This window comes from Amycolatopsis sp. NPDC004625, from assembly GCF_040609695.1.
Classification (GTDB): domain Bacteria; phylum Actinomycetota; class Actinomycetes; order Mycobacteriales; family Pseudonocardiaceae; genus Amycolatopsis.
On the sequence record NZ_JBEXKX010000049.1, the window covers coordinates 1 to 24,089 of the forward strand.

At 72.1% G+C, this 24,089-nt stretch carries 21 protein-coding genes; 10 read left to right on the forward strand and 11 right to left on the reverse strand.

Annotated elements, in window-relative coordinates; genetic code table 11:
• Positions 1–102 precede the first annotated feature (102 nt).
• Entirely contained in the window at positions 103–999 is an 897-nt protein-coding gene (folP, locus tag ABZW17_RS37985) for a dihydropteroate synthase (protein WP_354825050.1), read from the reverse strand.
• Between the two features lie 94 nt (positions 1,000–1,093).
• Between folP and ABZW17_RS37990 the strand changes: the two genes are divergently transcribed.
• Positions 1,094–1,741: a rhomboid family intramembrane serine protease gene (locus ABZW17_RS37990; RefSeq protein ID WP_354825053.1), complete on the forward strand. Its 648-nt coding sequence runs from the start codon at positions 1,094–1,096 to the stop codon at positions 1,739–1,741.
• On the opposite strand, the gene ABZW17_RS37995 is transcribed toward ABZW17_RS37990, so the two are convergent.
• Both ABZW17_RS37995 and ABZW17_RS38000 read right to left on the reverse strand, forming a co-directional pair.
• Positions 1,734–2,237, reverse strand: coding sequence for a YceI family protein (locus ABZW17_RS37995; RefSeq protein WP_354825056.1), 504 nt, complete (start codon positions 2,235–2,237; stop codon positions 1,734–1,736). The genes ABZW17_RS37990 and ABZW17_RS37995 overlap by 8 nt on opposite strands.
• On the reverse strand, positions 2,234–2,791 hold the full coding sequence (locus ABZW17_RS38000; RefSeq protein ID WP_354825059.1) for a hypothetical protein: 558 nt from the start codon (positions 2,789–2,791) through the stop codon (positions 2,234–2,236). The genes ABZW17_RS37995 and ABZW17_RS38000 overlap by 4 nt, the downstream gene beginning before the upstream one ends.
• 121 nt (positions 2,792–2,912) lie before the next feature.
• Here ABZW17_RS38000 and ABZW17_RS38005 point away from each other — a divergent pair, with 121 nt between their 5' ends.
• The gene (locus ABZW17_RS38005) at positions 2,913–5,681 is read left to right on the forward strand and encodes an AAA family ATPase (RefSeq protein ID WP_354825062.1); all 2,769 of its coding nucleotides are present in this window, start codon (positions 2,913–2,915) and stop codon (positions 5,679–5,681) included.
• 153 nt (positions 5,682–5,834) lie between these two features.
• Positions 5,835–6,620 carry a trypsin-like peptidase domain-containing protein gene (locus tag ABZW17_RS38010; RefSeq protein ID WP_354825065.1) on the forward strand — a complete coding sequence of 262 codons (786 nt, stop codon included), beginning with the start codon at positions 5,835–5,837 and terminating at the stop codon, positions 6,618–6,620.
• A 63-nt stretch (positions 6,621–6,683) separates the two neighbouring features.
• Here ABZW17_RS38010 and ABZW17_RS38015 read toward each other — a convergent pair whose 3' ends face one another.
• A complete protein-coding gene (locus ABZW17_RS38015) occupies positions 6,684–7,511 on the reverse strand; it encodes a DUF11 domain-containing protein (RefSeq protein WP_354825219.1) in 828 nt (275 codons plus the stop codon).
• Between the two features lie 176 nt (positions 7,512–7,687).
• Positions 7,688–8,329 (reverse strand): helix-turn-helix domain-containing protein, encoded by a 642-nt coding sequence (locus ABZW17_RS38020; protein WP_354825068.1) that lies wholly within the window; start codon positions 8,327–8,329, stop codon positions 7,688–7,690.
• An 85-nt stretch (positions 8,330–8,414) separates the two neighbouring features.
• Here ABZW17_RS38020 and ABZW17_RS38025 point away from each other — a divergent pair, with 85 nt between their 5' ends.
• The 4 genes from ABZW17_RS38025 (at position 8,415) to ABZW17_RS38040 (ending at position 13,394) form a co-directional block, all read left to right on the forward strand.
• Complete coding sequence (locus ABZW17_RS38025) at positions 8,415–10,112, forward strand: TIGR03086 family metal-binding protein (RefSeq protein ID WP_354825070.1); 1,698 nt, start codon at positions 8,415–8,417, stop codon at positions 10,110–10,112.
• 427 nt (positions 10,113–10,539) lie between these two features.
• Positions 10,540–11,121: a TetR/AcrR family transcriptional regulator gene (locus tag ABZW17_RS38030; protein WP_354825073.1), complete on the forward strand. Its 582-nt coding sequence runs from the start codon at positions 10,540–10,542 to the stop codon at positions 11,119–11,121.
• Positions 11,122–11,141: 20 nt separating this feature from the next.
• Complete coding sequence (locus tag ABZW17_RS38035; protein WP_354825076.1) at positions 11,142–12,314, forward strand: Glu/Leu/Phe/Val dehydrogenase dimerization domain-containing protein; 1,173 nt, start codon at positions 11,142–11,144, stop codon at positions 12,312–12,314.
• 57 nt (positions 12,315–12,371) lie between these two features.
• Complete coding sequence (locus ABZW17_RS38040; RefSeq protein WP_354825079.1) at positions 12,372–13,394, forward strand: LLM class flavin-dependent oxidoreductase; 1,023 nt, start codon at positions 12,372–12,374, stop codon at positions 13,392–13,394.
• Here the strand turns inward: ABZW17_RS38040 and kstD are convergent.
• Positions 13,391–15,115, reverse strand: a complete 1,725-nt coding sequence (gene kstD / locus ABZW17_RS38045; RefSeq protein WP_354825082.1) for a 3-oxosteroid 1-dehydrogenase — start codon at positions 15,113–15,115, stop codon at positions 13,391–13,393. The genes ABZW17_RS38040 and kstD overlap by 4 nt on opposite strands.
• 227 nt (positions 15,116–15,342) lie before the next feature.
• Between kstD and ABZW17_RS38050 the strand changes: the two genes are divergently transcribed.
• Complete coding sequence (locus tag ABZW17_RS38050; protein WP_354825085.1) at positions 15,343–16,056, forward strand: SDR family NAD(P)-dependent oxidoreductase; 714 nt, start codon at positions 15,343–15,345, stop codon at positions 16,054–16,056.
• 3 nt (positions 16,057–16,059) lie between these two features.
• On the opposite strand, the gene ABZW17_RS38055 is transcribed toward ABZW17_RS38050, so the two are convergent.
• A complete protein-coding gene (locus tag ABZW17_RS38055) occupies positions 16,060–16,989 on the reverse strand; it encodes a DUF6236 family protein (RefSeq protein ID WP_354825088.1) in 930 nt (309 codons plus the stop codon).
• A gap of 222 nt (positions 16,990–17,211) precedes the next feature.
• On the reverse strand, positions 17,212–18,480 hold the full coding sequence (locus tag ABZW17_RS38060; RefSeq protein WP_354825091.1) for a 6-phospho-beta-glucosidase: 1,269 nt from the start codon (positions 18,478–18,480) through the stop codon (positions 17,212–17,214).
• 120 nt (positions 18,481–18,600) lie between these two features.
• Between ABZW17_RS38060 and ABZW17_RS38065 the strand changes: the two genes are divergently transcribed.
• Positions 18,601–19,626, forward strand: coding sequence for a carbohydrate kinase family protein (locus ABZW17_RS38065; RefSeq protein WP_354825094.1), 1,026 nt, complete (start codon positions 18,601–18,603; stop codon positions 19,624–19,626).
• Between the two features lie 35 nt (positions 19,627–19,661).
• Here ABZW17_RS38065 and ABZW17_RS38070 read toward each other — a convergent pair whose 3' ends face one another.
• Both ABZW17_RS38070 and ABZW17_RS38075 read right to left on the reverse strand, forming a co-directional pair.
• Positions 19,662–21,719 (reverse strand): PQQ-dependent sugar dehydrogenase, encoded by a 2,058-nt coding sequence (locus ABZW17_RS38070; RefSeq protein WP_354825097.1) that lies wholly within the window; start codon positions 21,717–21,719, stop codon positions 19,662–19,664.
• 67 nt (positions 21,720–21,786) lie between these two features.
• A complete protein-coding gene (locus tag ABZW17_RS38075) occupies positions 21,787–22,647 on the reverse strand; it encodes an alpha/beta hydrolase (protein ID WP_354825099.1) in 861 nt (286 codons plus the stop codon).
• A gap of 96 nt (positions 22,648–22,743) precedes the next feature.
• On the opposite strand from ABZW17_RS38075, the gene ABZW17_RS38080 reads away from it, so the two are divergent.
• The gene (locus tag ABZW17_RS38080; protein WP_354825102.1) at positions 22,744–23,286 is read left to right on the forward strand and encodes a CGNR zinc finger domain-containing protein; all 543 of its coding nucleotides are present in this window, start codon (positions 22,744–22,746) and stop codon (positions 23,284–23,286) included.
• Positions 23,287–23,299: 13 nt separating this feature from the next.
• Here the strand turns inward: ABZW17_RS38080 and ABZW17_RS38085 are convergent, their stop codons facing one another.
• Positions 23,300–24,055: an SDR family oxidoreductase gene (locus ABZW17_RS38085; protein ID WP_354825105.1), complete on the reverse strand. Its 756-nt coding sequence runs from the start codon at positions 24,053–24,055 to the stop codon at positions 23,300–23,302.
• Positions 24,056–24,089: the final 34 nt, after the last annotated feature.

Sequence of the window (24,089 nt, forward strand, 5' to 3'; positions counted from 1 at the left end):
CCTGAACGAGGCCTATCACTTTGAGCCGGGCCCGCAACCTCACGCTGCCACCCCTGACCTGGTCTGCATGTTGCGGGCCCGGCTCAAAGTGATTTGACGGCCTCAGGCGACGGGATGACCACCCCGCTCCTTCATGGCGAGGTCGCCTACCGCCTCCACGGCTTCGCGCGTCTCGCGGACGTTGTGTGCTCGGAACACCGCTGCGCCTGCGTGTGCCGCTATTGCCGTTGCCGCCAGGGTTCCCGCCAAACGGTCGTGGGCCTCCACGTCCAGTGTCTCGCCGATCAGGTCCTTGTTCGACAACGCCACCAGTACCGGCCAGCCCGTCGCCACCAAGCGGTCGAAGTGCCTCAGCAGCTCCAGGCCGTGGCGGGTGCTCTTGCCGAAGTCGAACGTCGGGTCGATCAGTACCCCGCCGCGCGGTACCCCCGCCGCGACCGTGCGCGCCGCTGCCTCCGTCAGCTCGGCGACCACCTCCGCCACGACGTCCTCGTACCGCGGCCAGAACGGGCGTTCCTCGGTGGGAGCCGGGTACGGGTCCGTGCGGACCGGCATGCCTCCGACGTGGGAACACACGTAACCCGTGCCGAACTCCGCGGCGATCTCGACCAGCTTGGGGTCCGCGCCCGCCCACGTGTCGTTGAGCAGGTCCGCGCCCGCTTCGCACACCTGGCGGCCGACCTCGTGGCGCCACGTGTCCACGCTGATCACCAGGTTCGGGTGGCGGTGGCGGACCTCGGTGACGAACGGCACCACGCGCCGGATCTCCTCGTCGACGTCGACCTCCGGGCCCTCGCCCGCCTTCACGCCGCCGATGTCCACGATGTCGGCGCCCGCCGCCACCGCTCGGTCCACCGCGTCCAGCGCCGCGGTGTCGGTGAACGTTGCGCCCTTGTCGTAGAACGAGTCCGGGGTTCGGTTGACGATGGCCATGACCAGGGCGCGGTCGGCGGGCATGCGGCGGCCGCGGAAGACCGTCTCCGGCCGGTGTGACGTCATGTTTTCCACCCTGCCAGGTCACGGCTGGGTCCGGAACGCCGCGTCCGGGCCGGTCCGCCGGTTATCCTCCGGGAACACCGACGAGGGGGACGAAATGAGCGAGGAACCGGCCCGCAGCGAAGCCGAGATGATGATCGCCGAGGCCAAGAAGGCCCTGTTCGTGATGGTGGGCCTGCTCGCCCTGCTGTGGCTGGTGCAGATCGTCAACGCCGTCGACGACTACGACATCGGCCGGGACCTCGGCATCCAGCCGCGGGACCCGGCGTCGCTGCCGGACGTGCTGACCTCACCGTTCATGCACTACGGCTGGGGGCACATCGAAGCCAACTCCGGGCCGCTGTTCATCTTCGGGTTCCTCGCCGCCTACCGCGGGGTGAAGAAGTGGTTCGGGGTGAGCCTGCTGATCATCGTCGCCAGCGGCCTCGGCGTGTGGTTCACCGCGCCGTCGAACACCGTCACCGTCGGGGCCAGCGGGCTGCTGTTCGGCTACTTCGGCTACGTCATCGTGCGCGGGCTGTTCGACCGGCACCCGATCGACATCGTGCTCGGGCTCGTGATGGCGCTGTGCTTCGCCTACCAGTTCACCTCGCTGCTGCCCACCGACGAGCGGGTCAGCTGGCAGGGTCACCTGTTCGGGTTCGTCGGCGGCATCATCGGCGGCTGGATCTTCCGCGACCGGCGGCCCAAGACGGTCGCCGCCCCCGACCCGGCGACCGCCCTGCTCCCCAAAGACCTCAGCTAGGCGGCTCCAGCTCCGCCTCGACGTCGATCCGGACGTACCGGCCGATCACCGCGCGCGGCACCCGCATGCCGAGCGGAGCCCGGTCCAGCGTCCCGGTCGCCCGCACCCGGGTGCCTTCGAGCGGCGCGACGGTCAGCGTCAGCGGGCACGACGTCCCGCGCAGCCGCAGCTCGCCGGTCACTTCCCAGCCGTCGTCCTGCCGCCGGACGCCGGTCGCGGTGAACGTCATGGCCGGCCGTTCGGCGCTGTCGAGCAGGTTCGGTTTGCGCAGGTCGGCGTCGCGGCGCTCGTTCCGCGTGTCGAGCGCGCCGAGGTCCAGCTCCGCGTGGACGGCGGTGACCGCGCCGTCGAGGACCTCGACGCGGCCGGTGCGGACCGGGATCGTGCCGCCGACCCGGTTGACCCCGAAGTTGCGGACCTCGAAGGCCGCCGTCGTCCGTCCACTGCGGACGGTCCAGGTGCCGGCGCGCAGCGCGGGCACGGTGTGCGGGCTCATCGCGCACCCGCCGGGGCCGGCAGGGCCGCGTGCCGCACGCGGTGCAGGTCGACCCGGTCCGCGCCGGGCAGCAGGGCCGGGTCCTCGCCGGGCAGCAGTTCGGTGGCCATGATCGCCTCCTGGACGGCTTCGACCGTCGCCAGCGACGCCGTGAAGCCCACGACGACCAGGGACCGGTCTTCGGCGATGAGGGCGTAGGTCGTGCCGATGCCCTCGATGTCCCGGACGGCGGGCCAGATGCGCTCGCGGCCGGCGCGTTGCTCGGCGGCCGACTGCTCGGCGCCGCGCGGCTCGTCGAACCAGGTGAGCTGGGCGTAGGCGGCCGCGTCCGACGCCGAGTGCACGTCGGCGACCCGGTAGGCGCGGGCGTCGAGCCAGGTGGTGCCGGCCGGCCGCCGGGCCGCGGCCTCGTCCGCGGTCGCGGCGTCGGGCCAGAAGGTGACGACGGCGCCGGCCTGGCCGCCGAGTTCGGTGAGCGTGGCGGCGCCGAGGGCGCCCCCGTCGAGGTCGTGAGTCCCCAGCGGACTCCGGAACCGGTGGATCGTGGCGTGCATCGGACGCTCCTTTTCGCTGGTCCTGGCGTTGGGGACGACTTTCGCCGCGAACGACGTCCCGGACATCAGTGCCAGTACGGAGCAGGCCACGGAAACCGGACACGGAGGGGATACTGCTCGGGTGACGCGCAGCGAACCGTTCGTCGGGCGGGCCGGTGCCGCGGCCGACCTGCGCGCACTGCTCGCCGCGGCGGCCGGCGGGACCGGCGCGGTCGTGCTCGTCGGCGGCCCGGCGGGGATCGGCAAGACCCGCCTGGCCGAGGCGGTGACCGGCCCGGCCGCCGTCTGGGGCCGGTGCGTCGACGACCCGGGTGCGCCGCCGCTGTGGCCGTGGCGCCGGGTGCTCCGGGCGCTGCCCGAGGCCGGCGCGGAGGTCTCCCGCGCCCTGGCCGAGCTGGACGGCCGCGACGGCGCCGACCTGGTCGCGGCCCGGTTCCGGTTCGTCGCGCTGGCCGCCGACGCCCTGGTCGCCGCGGCCGAACCGGCCGGTCTGGTCGTCGTCCTCGAAGACGTGCACTGGGCCGACGAGGCGTCGCTGCGGCTGCTGCGGCACCTCGCCGGCGAGATCCGCCGGTCACGGCTCGCCGTGGTCGCGACCTACCGGGACACCGTCACGGCCGGCGCGCTCTTCGAGGCCCTGCCCGAGCTGCTGGGCCGGCCGGGCACGGAGAGCCTGCGCCTGGAGCCGTTGACCGAACCGGACGTCCGGGCCTACCTCGCCGAGGTCGGCCGCACCGCCGTGGACGCCGTCGACGCGCTGCGGCGCTCGGGCGGCAACCCGCTGTACCTCAAGGCCGTCGCCCGGTCCTCGGTGGCCGGAGACGGCGAGGCGGAGCTGCGGCACCTCGTCCGCACCACCGTCGCCGGGCTGGACGCGGGCACGCGGGAGCTGCTGGCGATCGCCTCGGTCCTCGGCGAGGAGGTCGACGCGCACGTCGTCGCCGAGGTGGCCGGCCGGGCGGTACCCGACGTCGTCGCGGCCCTCGACCGCGCGGTCCGCGCCGGGGTGCTGCTGCCCGCCGACGCCGGGTCGCGGCGGTTCGCCCACGCCGTCGTGCGCGACGGCATCTACGCCGACCTCGACCAGGGCATCCGCGAGGAACTGCACGCCCGGACGGCGGCCGCCCTGGAACACCGGGCCGAGCCGGGCGTGGTGGCCGGGCACTGGCTGCGCTCGGCGGCCACTCCGGACGCCCTCTCGCGCGCGGCCGAGTGGGCCGAAACAGCGGCGCGCGACGCCACCCGCGCGCTCGCCTTCACTGAAGCCGCGCGGTTCCTGGCCCTCGCGCTCGACTGCCGCCGTCGCGCGGGCCCCCGCGACGGGCTCGCCGCCCTGCTCGTCGAGCTCGCGACGGCCGAATACCGGGCGGGCCGGTTCGCCCGCAGCTTCGGCCACGCGCGCGAGGCCGCCGGGCTCACGTCCGACCCGGCGCTGGTGGCCGCCGCGGCGCTGGTCGTCCGCGACACCTCGGCGCCCGACCTGCTGCCGGGGATGGCCGAGCTCACCGAATCCGCGCTGACGGCGCTCGGCCCGGACGCGGACCCGATCCTGCGGGCGAAGCTGCTGGCCCAGTCCGCGGCCGTGACCGCCGACTACGGCCGCGCGACCGAAGCCGTCAAGGCCGCGGACGAGGCCATGGAGCTGGCCGAGCTCTCCGGCGACGAGGAGGCGCGGCTCGACGCCGTCCGCGCGCGGCTGAAGATCCGCCCGTTCGAGCTGCCGCTGGCCGAACGGCTGCGGCTCGGCGCGCTCGCCGTGGCCCTAGGCGGCACGGGACGGCCGCTGGTGGCGCTGTGGGGGCACAAGTGGCGGCTGGACGCGGCCTTCGAGGTCGGCACGGTGTCCGTCGTCGACACCGAGCTGTCGGCGATCGCGGCGCTGGCCGCGACCACCCGGCTGCCGCTGGTCCGCTGGCACGAGCTGCGGCTGCGGGCGTCGGTCGCGGCCTACCGCGGCGCGTTCACCGAGGCCCGTACGCAGAACCGGCGCGCGGGCGAACTCGCGGCCGCGGAACTGGCGGAGGACCGGTCCGCCGCCGGGATGTCGTTCGCCTTCGCGCAGCAGCTGGCCGACGTCGTCGGCGACCCGGCCGAGCTGCCCGCCGGCTACGACGAACTGCTGGCGATCGCGCCGCCGCTGCCGATCACGATCATTTCCCGGCCGCTCTGCGACCTGGTCACCGGCCGCCGCGACGAGGCCCGCGCGGCGTACGACGCCCTGCGCCCGCGCCTGCGCGACCCCGACTTCCTCGGGCAGGCCCCCGGCATCGCGCCGAACCTCCTGCCGCTGCTGGAAGCGTTCGAGGACCTCGAAACGGCGGAGTGGCTCGCCGCCCGGCTGGCCGCGGCCTCACCGGTCGGCTCGGGTGGCGCGGGCACGTTCTGCAGCGACTGCTCCAGCAGCTGGACCGCCCGGCTCGCCGCGCTCCTGGGCCGGCACGCCGAAGCGGTTTCGCGGTTCGAGGAGGCGATCGCGTGGGACACGCGCCTCGGCGCGCGGCCGTACGTCGTGCACAACCGCGTCCGCCTGGCCACCGTGCTGGCCACGCTCGGCGAGCTTCAGCGTGCGGAAACCCTGGCGCGGCAGGCCGCCGAGGAGGCGCGCCGGCTCGGCATGCCGGGCTGGCTCCGCGACGCGACGGCGTTGCTCGACCGGGTCCGGCACGAGGGCGACCCGCTGACGGGCCGCGAGCGGGAGGTCGCGGCGCTGGTGGCCGGCGCGCTGAGCAACCGCCAGATCGCCCACCGGCTGGTGCTTTCCGAGCGCACGGTGGAAAGCCACGTCCGCAGCGTCCTGGCCAAACTGGGCCTGGCCAACCGGACCGAGGTGGCGGCGTGGGCGCAGCGCCGCGGCCTCACGCCGGACCGAACGCGAACACCGCCTCGGTGAACTGGTCCGGGTCCGTCGCCTCGTGCGCCTGGCCAGGCAGCGGTTTCGCGGCGCGCTGTGAGGACGCTGTGCATCCGGCCCGCACCTTGTGAAGTCACTGTGCATCCGGGTCCGCACGCTGCGGAACCGGCGTTGCTGTGGTGATCTGAGGGGGTGGCGATCAAGTTCCTCCGGCCCGCGCTGACGGCCGTGGCGACCGTGCTGGTCCTCGGGACCGGCCTGGTCGTCGGTACCGACACGACCGCCGACGACGCCTACGCCGCGGGCACGCCGACCGCTCCTTCCGCCACCCCGGCCGCTCCTCCCGCCGCCGCGGCTGCTCCGGCAGCTCCGGCTGCTTCGGCTCCGAAACCGGCGGCTTCGGCCGTAGGCGCGTTGTTCGCGAACGGCAGCCATTTCTGCTCGGCGAGCGTCGTGCACTCCGCGGCCGGTGACCTCGTGCTGACCGCGGCGCACTGCGTCAAGGACGGCATGAGCTTCGCCCCGGGCTACCACGACGGCGTCGCGCCGTTCGGGATGTGGACCGTGGCCTCGACGGCCGTCGCCGACGGCTGGACCACCTCCGCCGACCCGGATCTGGATTTCGCTTTCCTGACCGTGCACCAGGCGGGGAACACCAATTCGGTGGAAAGCGTCACCGGCGCGAACGTGCTCGGCACGAACCGCGGATTCACCCACCGGATCACCCTCACGGGCTACCCCGACACGAGTGATTCCCCGGTGGTCTGCGAAGGGGACACCACGCAGTCCGACACGTACCAGCAACGGGTGGCGTGCCCCGGTTTTCCGGACGGAACCAGCGGCGGGCCGTGGGTCACCGGCGGCGCGGTCGTCGGGGTGATCGGCGGTTTCGAGCTCGGCGGGGACACGCCGGACGTTTCCTACAGCGCGTATTTCGACGACGACATCGCGAAGCTCTACGCGGCGGTCGCCGGCTGAAAACGCGAACCGGGCCCGCGTCCCTGGCGGAGGACACGAGCCCGGTTCACCTCTCGCGAACCCTCAGCAGGTCACGATGAGCCCGGTGAGCGCCGAGCACGTCTTCGACGCGCTGTCGTTGGCGGAGTTGGGATCCGCCGGCGAGCTCGCCGTCCGCACCGCCGTCGTGGTGTACGAGCCGAGCGCGAGCAGGCCGCCGTTCACGGAGAACTTCGGCGTCGCGGACGTGCCGCTGGCCAGCGAAGCGACGTCGCAGTTCACGGTCCGGGTGGTGCCGACGCGGACGCAGCCGGTGCCGCCGGCGAACGACAGCCCGGCCGGATACGTGGCCACGACCCGGATTCCGGTCGCCGCGGCCGGGCCGGTGTTCGTCACGGTCAGGGTGTAGTCGATGCGCGCGTTCAGCCCGCCGTGCCCGGTGGCGCCCAGCGCGACCTTCACGTCCGCCTGCGTGGACGGCTCGGCGATGGTGATCGCCGGACCGTCGAGGATGTCGAAGGCGTAGTTGTCCCCGACGAACTGGTGCTGCAGCGTGAAGGATCCGGGGGTGGCGGTGTCCTTGACGCGCAGGGTCCACACCGTGGTCTTCGTGCCGCCCGCCTCGAGATCGCCGAACGCGGCCCGGTAGCTGCTGCCGGCCTGGAAGCAGCCGACCGCCGTCGTGTTGGTGCAGGAGACGACGTCGACGACGTCGGTGATCGCGGTCGGGGTGCCGTAAAGGGCGCCCTTCGCGAAAGTCACCGTGAAATCGGTGGGGTTGTGAATGGTTTGCGTGACCGTGAACGTCTGTCCCGGCAGCACGGTGGTGGGACTGACTTCGACGGAACTGGTGGGTGTGTCCGCCTGCGCGGCGGGTGCGATTGCGATGAACGCCGTGGCCAGGGCGGCCACCGAGGACAGGATCGTGGTTCTTCGCCAGCTTCGTTGCATAGTCGTCATCTCGCTGTTCCAGTCCGGGGAATGCCGCTCTGACAGATCTTTCGGGGTCTTCGGGGACTGCCGACGCTGATCAGTCGTCGCACTCCCGGAATTCGTTACCGCCATCCGGACGCGCCCGGACACCGCCGTCAGGAGGGACGCCAGCGGCCGTTCATCTCACCGGGCCGCGGCGGCGGGCCCGGCAACTCGGGGCCGTGGGCCGCCAATCCCTCGACCAGCAGCGCGAGGTACCGGTGGCGCAGCTGCGCCGTCCGCTCCTCGTCGTCGACGCGGATGGCGGCGCAGCACTCGAGGATCATGCCGATGTCTTCGACGACGGCGTCCGGGCGCAGGCGGCCGGTTTCGCGCGCGCGTTCGACGAGGGTCTTCGTCAGCTCGCCCGCGCGGCGCGCGTCCCGGCCCATCTCGGGAGTCGGGGTGAACGTGCCGGCGAGGTGGACGGTCAGCGAGTGCACGTCGAGTTCCACGACCCGGCCGAGGAAGCCGGTCAGCGCCGCCCAGCCGTCCGGCTCCTCCGTGGCGAGTTCGGCCTCGCCGATGTACATGAGGAGCCCGTCGTGGCAGATGCGGCAGAGCAGGGCCTCCTTGCTCGGGTAGCGGCGGTAGAGCGCGCTGATGCCCACCCCGGCGCGCTCGGCGACCTGCGAGATCGGGGCCTTCGGATCGCCGAGGAAGACGTGCCGGGCGGCGTCGAGGATGACGATGTTGTTGCGGGCCGCCTGGCCGCGGCGGCCGGGCAGGGCTGTCTCGGGCGTGGCTGTCTCTCGCATGGCCCGAGATTAGCACTGGAACGGATCATTCCGGTCTGGTACTGTTCGGAACGAAGCATTCCGTTCCAGCACGAAGGAGCCAGTCATGACGGTCCCCGCCCTCCGCCCGTTCCGCGCCGAGGTCCCCCAGCCCGCCCTCGACGACCTGCAGAACCGCCTGCGCGGGGCGCTGTGGCCGGACGACCTGCCCGCGGAGTACGGCGTCACGAACGAGCGGGTGCGCGCGCTGGCGGAGTACTGGCTGGAGAAGTTCGACTGGCGGGCGTTCGAGGCGCGGCTCAACGCGCACCCGCAGTTCCTGACGGAGATCGACGGCGAAACCATCCACTTCCTGCACGTCCGGTCGTCCCGGGCGGACGCGACCCCGCTGGTGCTGACGCACGGCTGGCCGGGCTCGATCGTGGAGTACCTCGACGTGATCGGGCCGCTGACCGAACCGGCGACGGCGAGCGAGCCGGCGTTCCACCTGGTCATCCCGTCCCTGCCGGGCTTCGGCTTCTCGGGTCCGGCGAAGTCGGCTGGGTGGGGCACGCACCGCACGGCGGCGGCGTGGACCGAGCTGATGAGCCGCCTCGGTTACGAGTCGTACGGCGCGGTGGGCAACGACGCGGGGTCGATGATCTCGCCGGAGATCGGCCGGCTCGCGCCGGAGAAGGTCGTCGGCGTGCACGTCACGCAGCTGTTCTCGTTCCCGTCGGGCGACCCGGCCGAGATGGCGGACCTGAGCGAGGCCGACCAGGGTGCGCTCGCGCACCTGCAGTGGTTCTACGAGAACATGTTCTCGTTCAACACGCTGCACAGCCAGCAGCCGCACACGCTGGCGTTCGCCCTGGCGGATTCCCCGCTGGGCCTGCTGGCGTGGAACGCCCAGCTGTTCGGCGAGCACCTGGACCCGGAGTTCGTGCTGGCGAACGTGGCGCTGTACTGGCTGACCCGCACGGCAGGCTCCTCGATCCGCTTCTACTACGAGGACGCGCACAAGCCGGCGAGCCCGCAGCCCCCGACCACGGTCCCGACGGCCCTGGCGATGTTCAAGGGCGACTTCCAGTCCATCAGGCGTTTCGCGGAGCGTGACCACGCGAACATCGTCAGCTGGAACGCGTACGACACCTCATCGGCACCCGGCGGCCCCCGCGACGCGGCGGGCCACTACGCGGCCCACGAGGCCCCGGAGGTCCTGGTGGCCGACATCCGCCGGTTCTTCGCCGGCTTTCGCTCGTGGCCGATCCTGTCGGCGGCCCACGAGGCCCTGCGATCGGCGGTGGCGGGAGTCCGCGACTGGACGGTGCCGACCCCGTGCGCGGAATGGAACGCAACGCAGGTCCTCCAGCACGCAGCAGGCGACCAACTGGGCTACGCGGCGGCCATCACGGGTTCGGGCGGCCCGGACTTCAACCCGTTCGCGCCGTCGGGTTCCCTGGAGGGGTCACCCGAGGCGTTCCTGGAGCCGACGTTGTCGGCCGCGGCGGCGGCGTTCGCAACGGTGTCTTCCGAGGCAACGGAGGTCCCGACGCCGTTGCCGCAGGGCGCCCTCCCGGCAGCGGTAGCGGCAGGAGCGGCAGCCCTGGACGCGGCGGTCCACGCGTGGGACATCGCGGTGGCGACGGGCCAGGCATCGCCCCTGACGGCGGAACTGGCGGCAGAGCTGATGCCGGTGGCGGAGCAGCTGGTGGAGCCCCTGCGCGGCTTCGCGTACGCACCGGCGTTGGAGGCGGCTGAGGACGGGGATGCCGTGTCGACGTTGCTGCGGTACCTGGGCCGCGACCCCGAGTGGACCGCGTGAGGCCAGTCCGCCGGGGCCCGCGGGCGGCGCGGTTCCCCGGCGGCGGGAGGGCCGGTGTTCTCCGCCGGGCGGCAGCCCGGCGGCAGACCGGCGGCCAATCCTCCTCGAGCCGCCCAATGCCGAATCCCGGGAACTGACCACGGGCGAGTCAGCGCCAACCGGCCCCCTTACCCATTCCGCGCCTCGCCTACCACCCAGGCTCCCGAGCCACCCCCGGTTCCCTCCCGCTGCCTCCACGCCGGTGCGCACCAACCCGCCCCTCCCCGCCAACCGCCTCCCCCTCGGCGCGCACCACCCCTCCCGCCGCCCGAGCCACCCCCGCCTCCCCGGAAACCCTCCCCCACCTGCGCTCCTGACTGTCCGCACAGGCCCAGAACCCCACATTCGGCGCCTCCCATCCCCGCCGACCGGTCGGTACGGTGGCCGGATGATGCGCAAGGCTGTTGCCGTGCGGCGGGAGGAAATCGTCGGGGCCGCGCTCGAACAGATCCGCGTTCGGGGGATCTCCGGGGTTCGGGCCGCCGATGTCGCCGAGGCCCTCGATGTCAGCGCCGCGCTCATCTTCTACCACTTCGGAACCCTTGAAACGCTCGTCATCGAAGCCTTCCGGCAGGCCGCCGAGAAAGAACTCGGCAAACTGGACGCCGAGCTCGGCAAAGGCGGGCCCGCCGACCAGCGGCTGCGTTCGGTCCTCGCCCTCTACGGCCCGTCGAAACACGGCAACTGGCCCCTGTGGATCGAAGCCGGCGCCGCCGCGATGCGGGACTCCGTGCTGCGGGCCGTCCTGCAGCGGCTCGATCTCCAGTGGCGGGATGCCGTTGTCGCCCTCATCGGTGAGGGGGTCGGGGCCGGGCTCTTCCGGTGTCCCGATCCTCGCGGGGCCGCCTGGCGGCTGACCGCGCTGCTCGACGGGCTCGCCGTCCAGGTCGTCGCGCGGGAGGGCACCGTCACCGCCGGGGACTGTGATCGGTGGGTTGCCCAGGCGATGGCGCACGAGCTCGGATGTTGACCGGGGGATCAGGAGGGGCGATGACCGAAACAGCCTTGCTCGAAGTGGCGTGGACCGACCCGGTCACCGGGTGCCGCGGGTACCTGGTGATCGACCGGCTCGTGCGGGGCGTCGCCAGCGGGGGCCTGCGGATGCGCCGCGGCTGCTCGCTCTTCGAGGTCCGCGGCCTCGCCAGGGGCATGACCCTCAAGGAGGGCCTCAACTACGACCCCGAAGGCCGCTACGTCCCGCTCGGCGGCGCCAAGGGCGGCATCGACTTCGACCCCTACGACGACCGCGCCCGGGACGTCGTCGCCCGGTACCTGCACGCCATGCGGCCGCTCATCGAGCAGTACTGGACCATGGGCGAGGACCTCGGGCTGCGGCAGGACGTCATCGACGGCGTCATCGCCGAAATCGGGCTGCTCAGCCCGGTCCAGGCCATCTACCCGCTGCTCGACGACCGCGAAGCCGCGACTGCCCGGCTGGCCGACGCCTGCCGGATCGAGGTCGGCGGGCTCGGGCTCGACGAGCTCGTCGGCGGCCTCGGCGTCGCCCAGGCCACGCTCACCGGGCTCGAAATGCTCGGCCTGGAAAACCAGGACAACCGTGTCGTGCTGCAGGGCTTCGGCGCGATGGGGGGCGCCACCGCGCGGTTCCTCGCCGACGCCGGACTGCGGGTCGTCGGCGTCTCGGACGTCCGCGGGGTCGTCGCCAACCCCGGCGGCCTCGACGTCGAGAACCTGCTTCGGCACCGCGACCGCTTCGGCGGCATCGACCGCGACAACCTCAAACCCGGCGACCGGCTCCTGCCGCCCGAAGCGTGGCTGGACGTGCCGGCCGAGGTCCTCGTGCCGGCCGCGATCTCCTACTGCGTCGACGCCGACAACCAGGCCAAGATCGGCGCGAAACTCATCGTCGAGGCCGCGAACCTGCCCGTCACCCCGGACGCCGAGGAACTCCTCGACGCGCGCGGCATCCGCGTGGTGCCGGACTTCGTCGCCAACTCGGCGACCAACTCCTGGTGGTGGTGGACGCTGTTCGGCGACGTCGGCGCGGACGCCGAGGAAGCCTTCGGCAAGGTCCGCGCCCGGATGCGCGCCCTGGTGACCGGCATGTTCGAGGTCGCCACCCTCGACGGGCTCAGTCTCCGCGCCGCCGCGCTGCAGCTGTCGGAGAAGAACCTCGAAGCCATCCAAGCCCGGTTCGGCTGAGGACCGAGGACCCGGGGCCTGGGGAACGAATCCACCCCCGAGATAGTTGAGCGTTGTATGAAACTCGGCATCTACAGCTTCGGCGACCGCGCGCCGGACCCGCGCACCGGTGACCAGCCCACCGTCGCGCAGACGCTGGCCAACACCCTCGAGCGGATCAAGCTCGCCGACGAGCTGGGCCTCGGCTTCTACGGCCTCGGCGAGCACCACCTCGACCAGTACGCCATCTCCAACCCGGGCACCGTGCTGGCCGCCGCCGCGAGCGTCACGAACCAGATCACCCTCAGCTCCGCCGTCACCGTGCTGAGCACCGAGGACCCGGTCCGCCTCTACCAGCAGTTCACCACGCTCGACCAGCTCAGCCACGGCCGCGCCGAGCTGCTCGCCGGGCGCGGGTCGTTCACCGAGTCGTTCCCGCTGTTCGGCAACGACCTCGGCGACTACGACGAGCTCTTCGAGGAGAAGCTCGCCCTGCTCCTGCACATCGACCGCGAAGACCCGCTGACCTGGTCCGGCAAGTTCCGCCCGCCGCTGGAGAACGCGCGGATCCTGCCCCGGCCGTACGGCAGGCGGCTGCGCATCTCGGTCGGCACCGGCGGCAACCCCGAATCGTCGATCCGCGCCGGGCTGCTCGGCCTGCCCGTGGTGTACGCGGTGATCGGCGGCCAGCCCGAGCGCTTCGCCCCGCTGGTCGACCTCTACCGCCGCGCCGGCGAGGCCGGAGAACAACAGGACCTGCACGTCACCATGGGCGCGATCGGCTTCATCGCCGAGAAGTCCCAGGACGCCAAGGAAACCTTCTACCCGTACTGGCTCGAAACGATGAAGTACGGCGCCCGCGCCCGCGGCTGGGCCGTCCCCACGCGCGCGGAGTACGACGAATACACCCGCGACGCGAACGCGCTGTTCGTCGGCAGCCCGCAGGAGATCGCCGAACGGCTGATCGCGGTCGGCCAGCTCACCGGCGCCGACCGGTACGCGATGCAGATGGACTGGTCCGGCGTGCCGCACGCCGAGGTCATGCGGGCCATCGAGCTGCTCGGCACCGAGGTGCTTCCCCTGGTGCAGAAGGAGTTCTAGACGTCGTTCCCGGCGATGTAGCCGAACGTCATCGCCGGGCCGATCGTCGACCCCGCGCCGGCGTAGCTGTGGCCCATCACCGCCGCGCTCGCGTTGCCCGCCGCGTACAGCCCCGGGATCACCGAGCCGTCCGGGCGCAGCACCCGCGCGCGGGCGTCCGTGCGCATGCCGCCCTTCGTGCCGAGGTCGCCGGGGACAAGGCGCAGCGCGTAGTACGGCGCCGCCCACAGCGGCGCCAGGCAGGAGTTGGGCGTCACCGACGGGTCCGTGTAGTAGTGGTCGTACGCGCTCGCGCCGCGGCGGAATTCGGGGTCGGCGCCGGAGCGGGCGAACCCGTTGAAGCGGTCCACAGTGGACTTCAGCGTGGCGGGCGGGACGCCGATCTGCGTGCCCAGGCTTTGGATCGTCGACGCCTTGAAGACCGCGCCCGCGCTGTACCAGGCGTCCGGGAACGGCAGCAGCGGCGCGATGTCGCGGAACAGGTACCGGTTGCGGTAGTTCTGGTCGACGATCAGCCACGCCGGGATGTCCGGCGCCGCCGGGTTCTTGTCGTACATCGTGTGCACGACGTCGCTGTAGGGCGCGGCTTCGTTGACGAACCGCTGCCCGGCCTGGTTCACGATCAGCCCGCCGGGCAGAGTGCGCTCGGCCAGGCAGAAGTACGGGTCGCCGGGTGTCGGGATGGCCGGGCCCCACCAGGCGTCGTCCATCAGGTCGAGGGCGGCGCCCGCGCGCTGGCCGGCACGGTGGCCGTCGCCGGTGTTCTCCTTGGCGCCGACCGTCCAGTCGGTGCCGATCGGCTGCCGCTGGTACTGCGCGCGCATCGCCGCGTTGTGCTCGAACCCGCCGGAGCCGACGATCACGCCGCGCCGCGCCCGCACCAGCCCGGTCGGCGTCACCACGCCGGTCACCGCGCCGTTTTCGACGTTCAGGTCGACGAGCGGGGTGTTGAGCAGCACCGGGACGTTCGCGCGCAGCAGGCCGACGCGCAGCCCGGCGGCAAGCGACTGCCCCATGGTGAGCGGCTTCTGCCCGGCCACCGCGGCGGCCGTGCCGCGGGCGAGGCACTCGGCGGCGACCGCGGCGCCCTTGGCGTTCACCAGGGCGAGGTTCAGCCACTTGTAGTCGGCGCTGAAGACGACGAGCCCGGGCGGCGTGGCGAGGTAGGGCGGGTTGAGGTTGGCCAGCTCGGCGCCCAGCAGGTTTCCGTCGAACTGGTCCGGCTCGATCGACCGGCCGTTCGGCAAGCCGCCCGGGAGCTCCGGGTAGTAGTCGCTGTAGCCGTCCATGAACCTGAACCGCAGCGGGCTGTTGGCCAACACGAACGAGATCATCGCCGGGCCGTTGCGCAGGAACGCGTCCTGCCGCGCGGCCGGCACGTCCGGGCCGACGACGGCGGCGAGGTACTGCGCGGCCTTCGCGGGCGTGTCCGGCACACCGGCGGCGAGCAGCACCTGGTTGTTGGGGATCCAGATGCCGGCGCCGGAGCGGGCCGCGGAGCCGCCGAACGTCGGCGCCTTCTCGAGCACGACGACGCTCAGCCCGCGCTTGGCCGCGGTCAGCGCCGCGGTCATGCCGGCCGCGCCGGAGCCGACCACGACGACGTCGTACTCCGCCGACGGCGCCGCCGCGGCCGGGGTCACGAGCCCGGACGTCACGGCGAGGCCGAGCCCGGCGGCACTGCCGCGGAGGAGCTGGCGGCGGGTCAGGTCGGCATCCATGGCGACTCCTCGCTCGCGGAAACGGCGAGGCCATGGTCTCCGCAGCGCCGCAGAACTGGAACAGGTTCTACCCGAGTGGAGCAGTCGCGGACCGCCCCGATCGGCCGGTGGCGCCAACCGGGCGCGGCATTCGGCCCTCCCCTGTGGACAGCCGAGCAAGTTGACGACGTCCTCAACTTGTGGCTAAGTTGAGAGCATCCTCAATTTGCCTCGAGAAGGAGCTTCCCGTGCCGAAAGTGCTCGCTGTCCTGGGTGTCGGCCCCGGGCTCGGCCTGTCGATCGCCCGTCACTTCGGCCGCGAAGGCTTCACGACGGCGTTGGTGTCCCGCACCGACGCCCGGCACGCGACGTACCGCGAGGCGCTGACCGGGATCGACGCCCGCACGTACACCGCCGACGTGACCGACGAAGCACAGCTCAGGGACGTCCTCGCCCGCATCACGGCCGACGCCGGCGAGATCGACACGGTGTACTTCGGACCGGCCGACGCCACCTCCGGCCCGGGCATCACACCCCTCACCGAAGCGGGCGCCGACGTGCTCCGCGCGTCGATCGAGTCGTTCATGCTCCCGGCGGCGAGGCTGGCCGGAGCGGTGCTACCGGAAATGCTGGCCCGCGGCTCGGGTGCCCTGCTTTTCGCCGGCGGCCTGAGCGGCAAGTACCCGATGCCGATGCTGGGCAACCTGGCCCCGGCATCGGCGGCGCTGCGCATGTACGTGCTGACGCTGCACGCAACCCTGCGCGAAAAGGGCGTCTACGCAGGAATCCTGACAATCGGCGGCCTCATCGAGCGCGGCGACATCCACCGCGTGTTCACGGCCCAAGACCACGGCTTCACCCCGGGAACGCTCGACCCGGACGACATCGCCGAGCAGGCGTGGTCGCTGTACACCGAGCGGGACCGGGCCGAAGCGGAGTTCAACGCGATGGCCACGATCTGAGGGTCATTTCCCGCCGACCGCGGCATCCACCCGGTGCAGGTACGCGACATCGATCGGACTGTGGTCGGGCTTCGCGGACATCGTCCCCAGGTTGATGACGAACCCGGAGACGACACCCGCCAGCCAGCCGAAGTCGGGCAGAACGCGAGAGCCGGCATAACCGGCGCCGAGGGCGATGGCGGCACTCAGCGATCGGCTGATCCAACGCAGGCGAGAGCCGTCCCTGGCCTTTTGGAACGTGCGCCTGGCGCCTTCGACCTTCCGGGCGAGGAGCTCGACATCCGGTTCCCCGCGACCCGAAATCCCCGCCATGAACTCGTCGACGCTGTCACTGAGACGAACGCGCTCTTCTTCGTACTTTTCCCGGAACTGCCACACTTCTTCGAGCGGGGTACCCGGTGCCGGCACGGGCAGCATGTCCCCGAGTTCCATGATCCACGCACTGTTCAGCGGCTTGTCCCGCACGCCGTGGCCGAGCGCGAGATCATGGGCGGACGCCACATCGGTGTGCGGCCGCCAGTGAGTACTCCCGTTCGAAACCCGCCTGGCCGCCAACGCCCCCAGCAGGAGGTGAACCGTGGGTGAGACCTGAAGCACGCCGGGACGGTGCGCCGTGCCATGACGGCCGACGACCCATTCGTCGAGCAAGCGCCACCGGGCCAGCTTGTTCGCGATCAGGTAATCAGGCATGGAGAAGCCGAACTTTTCGTAGAAAACGGACGTGTCGGCCGTGAGACGGGATTTCTTTCTCGGCGGTACGAGATCATCGAACGGAAGGTTTTTCACCGTCTGGATGAACTCGTCGACAAGCCTGCCGGGGGTGCCGTCGACGAACAGCTCACCCACGAAGTCGAGCTCGTTGTAGAACCCTTCCGGAAGAACACTCAAATCGACGCCTTGGTTGACCACGTTCGGCAGCACCAAAGTCTTCATCGGATCTTGCCTGCGCCACCGTCGACGAGGAAGGGAGGCTTTCCAGCCCCGGGATGTGGTGGGCCCCCACGGTGGAGTTATGGTTCCGAGCTCGGAGCAGTACAGGATCGCGCGGTAGGCCACGGTCTCGGGGACGTTGATGTAGGGGTAGTAGAGCATTCCTCGCACGCCAGACCGCCCCATTCCGTATCGAACGGACCAAGGACACAAGTGTGCCAGGCGTCAGGCCAGGTACGCGAGTTCCGGGTGCGCGGCGGCGTACGCATCCAACAGCCGCCGCGCTACGGAAACCGAGTCCACCAGCGGGTGCAGCGCGAACGCCCGCAGCGCCGCCGCCCGGGATTCCGTCGTTGCCGCCTCGATCGTTGCCCGCTCGACTGCCTTCACCGCCGTCGACAGGCCCAGTGCGTGGTCCGGGAGTGGGGCCCTCGCGATCGGGTGGGCGCCGTTCGTGTCGACCGCGCACGGCAGCTCGACGATCGCGTCCGGCGGTAGGCCCGGGAGCGCGGATCCGTTGCGGACGTTGAGGATCAGCGTCGTTCGCTCGCCGTACGCGATCGCGCGCATCAGGGCCAAAGCGATCTTCTCGTAGCCGCCGCCCTCGAGATCGTCTCGCTCGCGCGTCTCGGCCATGTACGTCGCTTCGCGCTCCAAGCGCGTGCGTTCCCAGGACTCCAGCGAAGGTTCCGCGTAGAAACCGCGTTGCTGCTCCAGCAGGAACGCCCCGCGCGACGCGGAACCCGCGGCCTCGCGGGCGAAGTAGTAATAGTGCAGGTACTCGTTCGGCACCGCGCCGAGGGCACGCAGCCAGTCCACGCCGAACAGCGCGCCTTCCTCGAACGACCCGCACGCCACCGGGTCGGCGAGCAGCCGGGGCAGGACGTCGGTGCCGCCGACCTCGACCGCGCGGAGCCAGCCCAGGTGGTTGAGGCCGGCGTAGTCGAACCGCGCCGTCGCCGGGTCGATGCCGAGGGCGCGGGCGACGCGGCGGCACAGCCCCGCCGGGGAGTCGCAGATGCCGATCACCCGGCCGCCGAGGTGCGCGGCCATCGCTTCGGTGACCATCCCGGCCGGATTGGTGAAGTTGATGACCCACGCTCGGGGCGCCAGCTCGCCGATCGTCCGGGCGAGCCGGACCGCGACGGGGACCGTCCGGAGCCCGTAGGCGATCCCGCCCGCGCCGACGGTTTCCTGGCCCAGCACGCCTTCCGCGTGCGCGATCTGCTCGTCCAGGCGGCGGCCGCGCAGGCCGCCGACCCGGATGGCCGAGAACACGAAGTCCACATCGGACAGTGCGGTGGCCAGGTCGGTGGTCGTGCGCACCCGGGGGCCGGCGCCGGCGGCCTGCTCGGCCAGGACGCGCTCGATCGCGGCGAGGCGCCCTGCGTCGACGTCGTGCAGGACGAGCTCGGTGACGCCGCCGCCGTCCAGGAGCGCGCCGTGCACGAGCGGCACGCGGAACCCGCCGCCGCCGAGGATCGCCAGCCGCATCCGGCGACCTTAGCAGCCGTCGGCACGCAATCCGCGGCCGAAACGGCCCAGCTCTTGCGGATCCCGCGCCGCTGACGCAGGCTCGGGCCGACCGCCCGAGTGATCGACGTGGAGGTGCCCGTGCCGGCCGAGCCCGCACCCGACATCGATGTCTTCCTGTCCGGACTGCTGTTCTTCGACCTGGTGTTCACCGGGCTCGAACACCCGCCGGCGCCGGGCACCGAGGTCTGGACGGGCGGCATGGGCTCGGGGCCGGGCGGGATCGCGAACTTCGCCGTCGCGCTGAGCCGCCTGGGCCTGCGGACGTCGCTGGCGGCGGCGTTCGGCACCGACGTCTACGGGCGCTACTGCTGGGACGTGCTGGCCCGCCAGGAGCACATCGACCTCTCGCGGTCGCGGCGGTTCCCGGCGTGGCATTCGCCGGTGACGGTGTCCCTGGCCTACGCCGGCGACCGCGCGATGGTCACCCACGGCCACCCGCCGCCCGTCCCGGTCGCGGAGCTGGCCGGGTCCCCGCCGCCGAGCCGGGCGACCGTCGCGCACATCGGCCTCGACACGGCCGAGTGGGTCCACACCGCGCACCAGGCGGGCAGCCTCGTCTTCGCCGACGTCGGCTGGGACCCGTCCGAAGCCTGGTCACCGGCGTTGCTGGAGCAGCTGGCGTGCTGCCACGCGTTCCTGCCGAACGAGGTCGAAGCGATGCGCTACACCCGCACCGACACGCCCGAGGCGGCGCTGGCCCGGCTCGCGGAGCTGGTCCCGATCGCGGTGATCACCCGCGGCGGCGACGGCGTGCTGGCCGTCGACGAAACCACCGGCGAGACGGCGGCGGTCCCGGCGCTCCCGGTGGACGTGCTGGACGCCACCGGGGCGGGTGACGTGTTCGGCGCCGGGTTCGTGGCCGCGACGCTGACGGGCTGGCCGCTGGTCGAGCGCCTCCGCTTCGCGTGCCTGACGGCGAGCCTGTCCGTCCAGCACTTCGGCGGCGCGCTGGCCGCCCCGGGCTGGCACGAGATCGCCCAGTGGCACGCGCGGACCCGCAGCCCGGAGTACGCGTTCCTGGACGAGGTCCTGCCGTCGGAAACCGTGGCCGGCATCCGCCGCGGCCCGGTGACGCTCGGCTTCGGCGACGACCCCTGGCTCTGACCGGGGACCCGCGCGGGTCCCCGGTCGGAGCGGTCTCACGCCACCGAGACCCGCAGGATCTTGTTGTGGCTGTTGTGCGGGGTGCTGTCCTTGTCGCCGTCCACGCTGGTCGCCAGCCACATCTGGCCGTCCGGCGCCGGCTCGACCGTGCGCAGGCGCCCGTACGTGCCGTTGAAGAACGTCTGGAAGTTCGTCAGCGAGCTGCCGCTGATCACCGCGCGGTACAGCCGGGTCCCGCGCTGGCACGCCACGTACAGCGCGTCGTGGATGATCGTGATGCCGCTGCACGAGCCCTGCGCCACCGGATACGTCTTCTTCGGCGCGATGAACCCCGCCGTGCCGCACGAACCCGACGTCCCTTCGCACGACGGCCAGCCGTAGTTGCCGCCCTTCACGATCAGGTTCGTCTCGTCCATGATGCTGTTGCCGAACTCCTGCTCCCACAGCCGGCCCTGGGAGTCGAACGCCAGGCCCTGGACGTTGCGGTGCCCGTAGCTCCACACCGCGTTGTGGAACGGGTTGTCCGCCGGGATCGAGCCGTCCGGGTTGATCCGCAGCACCTTTCCGTTGGGGCTGCTGGTGTTCGACGCGTTGTCGCCGTTCTGCGCGTCACCGGTGCCGGCGAACAGGTACCGGCCGTCCGGGCTGAACCGCAGCCGCCCGCCGTTGTGGAACTTGTTGCGCGCGATGCCGGTCAGCAGGATCTGCTCGGTGCTCGTGGTCAGCGAGTCACCGGCCGGGTCGTACTTGATCCGGACGATCCGGTTGTCGTTCGGCGAGGTGTGCATGATGTAGAGCCAGTGGTCGGAGCCGAACGACACCGGGTTGATCTCCAGCCCGGTCAGGCCGCCTTCGCCGTCGGTGCTCTGCACGTTCGGCACGGTCCCGATCGTCTTCTTCGCCCCGGTCTTCGGGTTGAGGTGGACGATGTCGTGCGCGTCGCGCTGGTTGTAGAGGATCGTGCCGTCGGGCAGGGTCACCAGGCCCCACACGACGTCGTCGTCCGTGCCGACCTGGGTGGCGCCGCAGACGCCCTGCGACGGCGTGCAGGTCGACCCGCCTGTGGTCGTGACGTCCAGGACCGGCGTGCTCGGGTCGCTCAGGTTGCCGTTCGCGTCGATCGCCCGCACCTGCAGGTGGTACGCGGTGCTCGCGGTCAGCCCGCCGAGCGTGGTGCTCGTCGTGTCGGACGTCCCGATCTGCGTGCCCGAGTTGGAGATCCGGTAGCCGGCGACGCCCACGTCGTCGGTCGACGCCGTCCACGCGAGGCCGATCGAGGTGCTGTTGACCGCGGTCGTGTGCACGTTCGTGGGTGCGGACGGCGGCGTGTGGTCGTCGGACGGCGGTGTCTTCACGTTCAGGGTGCCGCTGGCCTGCGACACGTTCCCGGCGGCGTCACGCGCGTTGACGTAGAAGCCGTAGCTGCCGTTCGGGCCGAGGTTTCCGCAGGTCGCCGTGAGGGCGCCGGTCGTGCTCGCGCAGAGCTGGCCGTCGCGGTAGACGTCGTAGCCCGCGACGCCCACGTCGTCGGAGGCGGCGGTCCAGGCGATCGTCGCGCTGGTGGGGGTCACCCCGACGAGGGTCGGCGTGCCGGGCGGTGACGGCGGCTGGACGTCGCCGCCCGACCCGTAGACGCCGAACTCCTGCAGCGAGTAGCCCTTCGACGCGTCGGTACGGCAGCGTTTCGTGCCGTACACCCGGACGTACCGGCCGGTTCCGTCCAGCGCGGTCAGGTCTTCGACACCGCCCTTACCCGCGGTGGTGGCGTAGATCTTCGTCCAGGTGACGTGGTCGGCCGAGGTGTCGATTTCGTAGGCGGTGGCACAGGACGCGTCCCACTGCAGCCGGACCCGGCTGACGTGCACGGTCGCGCCGAGGTCGACGTAAATCCACTGTGGATCGACACCGGCCGCGCTCGCCCAGCGGGTCGCGGCGTCGCCGTCGACCGCGTTCGCCGCCGGGCAGCACCCGCCCGACGACGAGGCGGTGACCGGTTTTCCCTGCGACAACAAGGGATCCGCGGCCGCCGCCGGGGTGATCGTCCCGGCGACGAGCAGCAGCGCGATCGCCCCCGCCCGAATCAGTCGGCTCATACCGTCCTCCATGGCTGATGACGACGGCGGAGGTCGAACCGACCCTACGAGCGGGCCGGTCCGATGGTCAACTGGCGTCCCGGTCAACGGGCAGGACCCGCCCCAGGAAGCCCCGGATGTAGCCGGCGATGGCGTCCAGATGCGTTTCCAGCGCGAAATGTCCGGAGTCGAGCAGGTGGATTTCGGCGTCGGGCAGGTCGCGGGCGTAGGCGCGGGCGCCGTCGGCGACGAAGATTTCGTCGTTGCCGCCCCAGACGGCCAGCAGCGGGACCCGGCTGGTCCGGAAGTACTCGTGGAACTTCGGGTACAGGCCGATGTTGTGGTGGTAGTCGGCGAGCAGGGCCTGCTGGACGGCCGCGGCGCCGGGCCGGTCGAGCAGGGCCTGGTCGTGGATCCAGACGTCCGGGCTGACCAGCGTCGGGTCGGGCACGCCGTCGAGGTACTGCGCCTTGGTGGCCTCGAGGGTGACCATGCCGCGCAGGTCGTCGTCGGTCAGCGTGCCGGCGGCGAGCTTCTGCGGCAGGCCGGCGCCCAGGCCCTCGACGTAGGCGTTGCCGTTCTGGGTGACGATCGCCGTCACCCGGTCGGGGTTGCCGGCCGCGATGCGCAGGCCGACGGGCGCGCCGAAGTCCTGGATGTAGAGCGCGAAGCGGCCGACGCCGATCTGGTCGAGCAGGCCGAGGGTGAGTTCGGCGAGCGCGTCGAAGGTGTAGGTGAACTCGCCGACGGGCGGCGCGTCGGAGGCGCCCGCGCCCAGGTAGTCGGGGGCGACGACGTGGTAGCGGTCGGCGAGGAGCGGGATGAGGTGCCGGAACATGTGCGAGCTCGTCGGGAAGCCGTGGAGCAGCACGATCGTGGGCGCGTCGGCGGGGCCGGCTTCCCGGTAGAAGAGCCGGTGCCCGGCGACGGTGGCGTAGCGGTGGTGCATGACTTCTCCTCTCATGGTTACTTGGTCATTTATCCATGAGACGCGGTAGGCTGTCAACGGTCGGGGACACTGGAGACCGGAATCCGGGAGGCAGAGGTGGTCACAGCGGCACCGGGCGAGGCCCGATCGCCGGCCTTGGCGCTGGTCAACACGTGGCGGCTGACGGCGGGCGGGCCGGTGGACGACCTGGCCACCCCCGGCGACGCGGCCGCGTGGCTGGGGGTGGCGGCGGTCGAGCTTGAGCGCTTGACGGACCTGCGCACGGCGGTCCGCGAGCTGCTGGGCGCGCTGACGGAGGGCCGGCCCCCGGAGGCGACGGCGCTGGAGACGGTCAACGCGACGGCGCGCGCGGACGCGGCGGCCCCGCAGCTGACGTGGGGCGAGGGGCCGGTGCGCTCGTGGCGCAGCACCCGGCCGGGCAGTTTCGACGCGGCGGTGGCGGCGCTGGCGCGTGACGCGATCGACGTGGTGAGCGGGGAGCTCGGGCCGTTGGTGCGGCCGTGCGAGGCGCACGGGTGCGTGCGGTACTTCGTCCGCGAGCACGCAAGACGCCGCTGGTGTTCGACAACGTGCGGCGACCGCGTCCGGGCGGCGCGGCACCAGCGGCTGGTGGTGGAGCAGCGCGAGGGTTCGCGGTGACGGCGCCGGGCGGCTAGTCCACCAGCGCGCCGCAGCTGACGTTGACCGTCGCCGCCGTCATCGTGCGGGCCCGGTCCGACGCCACGAACGCCGCCACCTCGCCCACGTCCGCGAGCGTCGCCGCGCGGCCCAGCATCGTCTTGCCCGCGATGTTGTCCTCCAGCTCCGCCCGGCCCGCGAAGTCCGCCGGCAGCGTCTCCGGCACGCCGCCCGTCCGCAGGGTCACCGTGCGGATCCCGTGCGGGCCCAGCTCGGCGGCCAGCTGGCGGCGCATCGCCTCGAGCGCGTGGAACGCCACCTGCAGCCCGCCGACCGCGAACTCGCGCACCGGATCGCCCGCGCCGCCGAAGAACAGGAGCACCCCGGACCGCTGCCGGATCATGTGGCGGGCCGCCGCGCGGGCGGTCAGGAACTGGGTGCGCACGGCGGTCAGCACCGGACGCTCGTAGTCCGCCACGGCCATCTCCACCAGGGGCGTGCCCTGGACATCACCGTGGGCGATCAGGTTGAACGAGACGTCGACACCCCCCTCGGCGGCGACCGAGTCGGCGTGCTCGTCCACGGCTCGCTCGTCGAGCGCGTCGACCTCCGCCGTCTCGGCCCGCCCGCCGGCCGCGCGGATGGGTCCGGCAACCGCCTCCAGCCGCGCCCGCGTGCGGCCGGCGAGGAACACGCGCGCGCCTTCCGCAGCGAAAGTGGAGGCCACGGCCGCGCCGATGCGCCCGCCGCCGCCGTAGATGATCGCGTTCTTGCCTTCGAGCAACGTCATGGCGTCCTCCGGTTTCCGGTTCACCCCTGCGTCG

Coding starts and splice junctions, on each gene's coding strand:
- folP (WP_354825050.1), bottom strand. CDS start 999: ATGACGTCACACCGGCCGGAGACGGTCTTCCGCGGCCGCCGCATGCCC.
- ABZW17_RS37990 (WP_354825053.1), top strand. CDS start 1,094: ATGAGCGAGGAACCGGCCCGCAGCGAAGCCGAGATGATGATCGCCGAG.
- ABZW17_RS37995 (WP_354825056.1), bottom strand. CDS start 2,237: ATGAGCCCGCACACCGTGCCCGCGCTGCGCGCCGGCACCTGGACCGTC.
- ABZW17_RS38000 (WP_354825059.1), bottom strand. CDS start 2,791: ATGCACGCCACGATCCACCGGTTCCGGAGTCCGCTGGGGACTCACGAC.
- ABZW17_RS38020 (WP_354825068.1), bottom strand. CDS start 8,329: ATGCGAGAGACAGCCACGCCCGAGACAGCCCTGCCCGGCCGCCGCGGC.
- ABZW17_RS38025 (WP_354825070.1), top strand. CDS start 8,415: ATGACGGTCCCCGCCCTCCGCCCGTTCCGCGCCGAGGTCCCCCAGCCC.
- ABZW17_RS38030 (WP_354825073.1), top strand. CDS start 10,540: ATGATGCGCAAGGCTGTTGCCGTGCGGCGGGAGGAAATCGTCGGGGCC.
- ABZW17_RS38035 (WP_354825076.1), top strand. CDS start 11,142: ATGACCGAAACAGCCTTGCTCGAAGTGGCGTGGACCGACCCGGTCACC.
- ABZW17_RS38040 (WP_354825079.1), top strand. CDS start 12,372: ATGAAACTCGGCATCTACAGCTTCGGCGACCGCGCGCCGGACCCGCGC.
- kstD (WP_354825082.1), bottom strand. CDS start 15,115: ATGGATGCCGACCTGACCCGCCGCCAGCTCCTCCGCGGCAGTGCCGCC.
- ABZW17_RS38055 (WP_354825088.1), bottom strand. CDS start 16,989: ATGAAGACTTTGGTGCTGCCGAACGTGGTCAACCAAGGCGTCGATTTG.
- ABZW17_RS38060 (WP_354825091.1), bottom strand. CDS start 18,480: ATGCGGCTGGCGATCCTCGGCGGCGGCGGGTTCCGCGTGCCGCTCGTG.
- ABZW17_RS38070 (WP_354825097.1), bottom strand. CDS start 21,719: ATGAGCCGACTGATTCGGGCGGGGGCGATCGCGCTGCTGCTCGTCGCC.
- ABZW17_RS38075 (WP_354825099.1), bottom strand. CDS start 22,647: ATGCACCACCGCTACGCCACCGTCGCCGGGCACCGGCTCTTCTACCGG.
- ABZW17_RS38085 (WP_354825105.1), bottom strand. CDS start 24,055: ATGACGTTGCTCGAAGGCAAGAACGCGATCATCTACGGCGGCGGCGGG.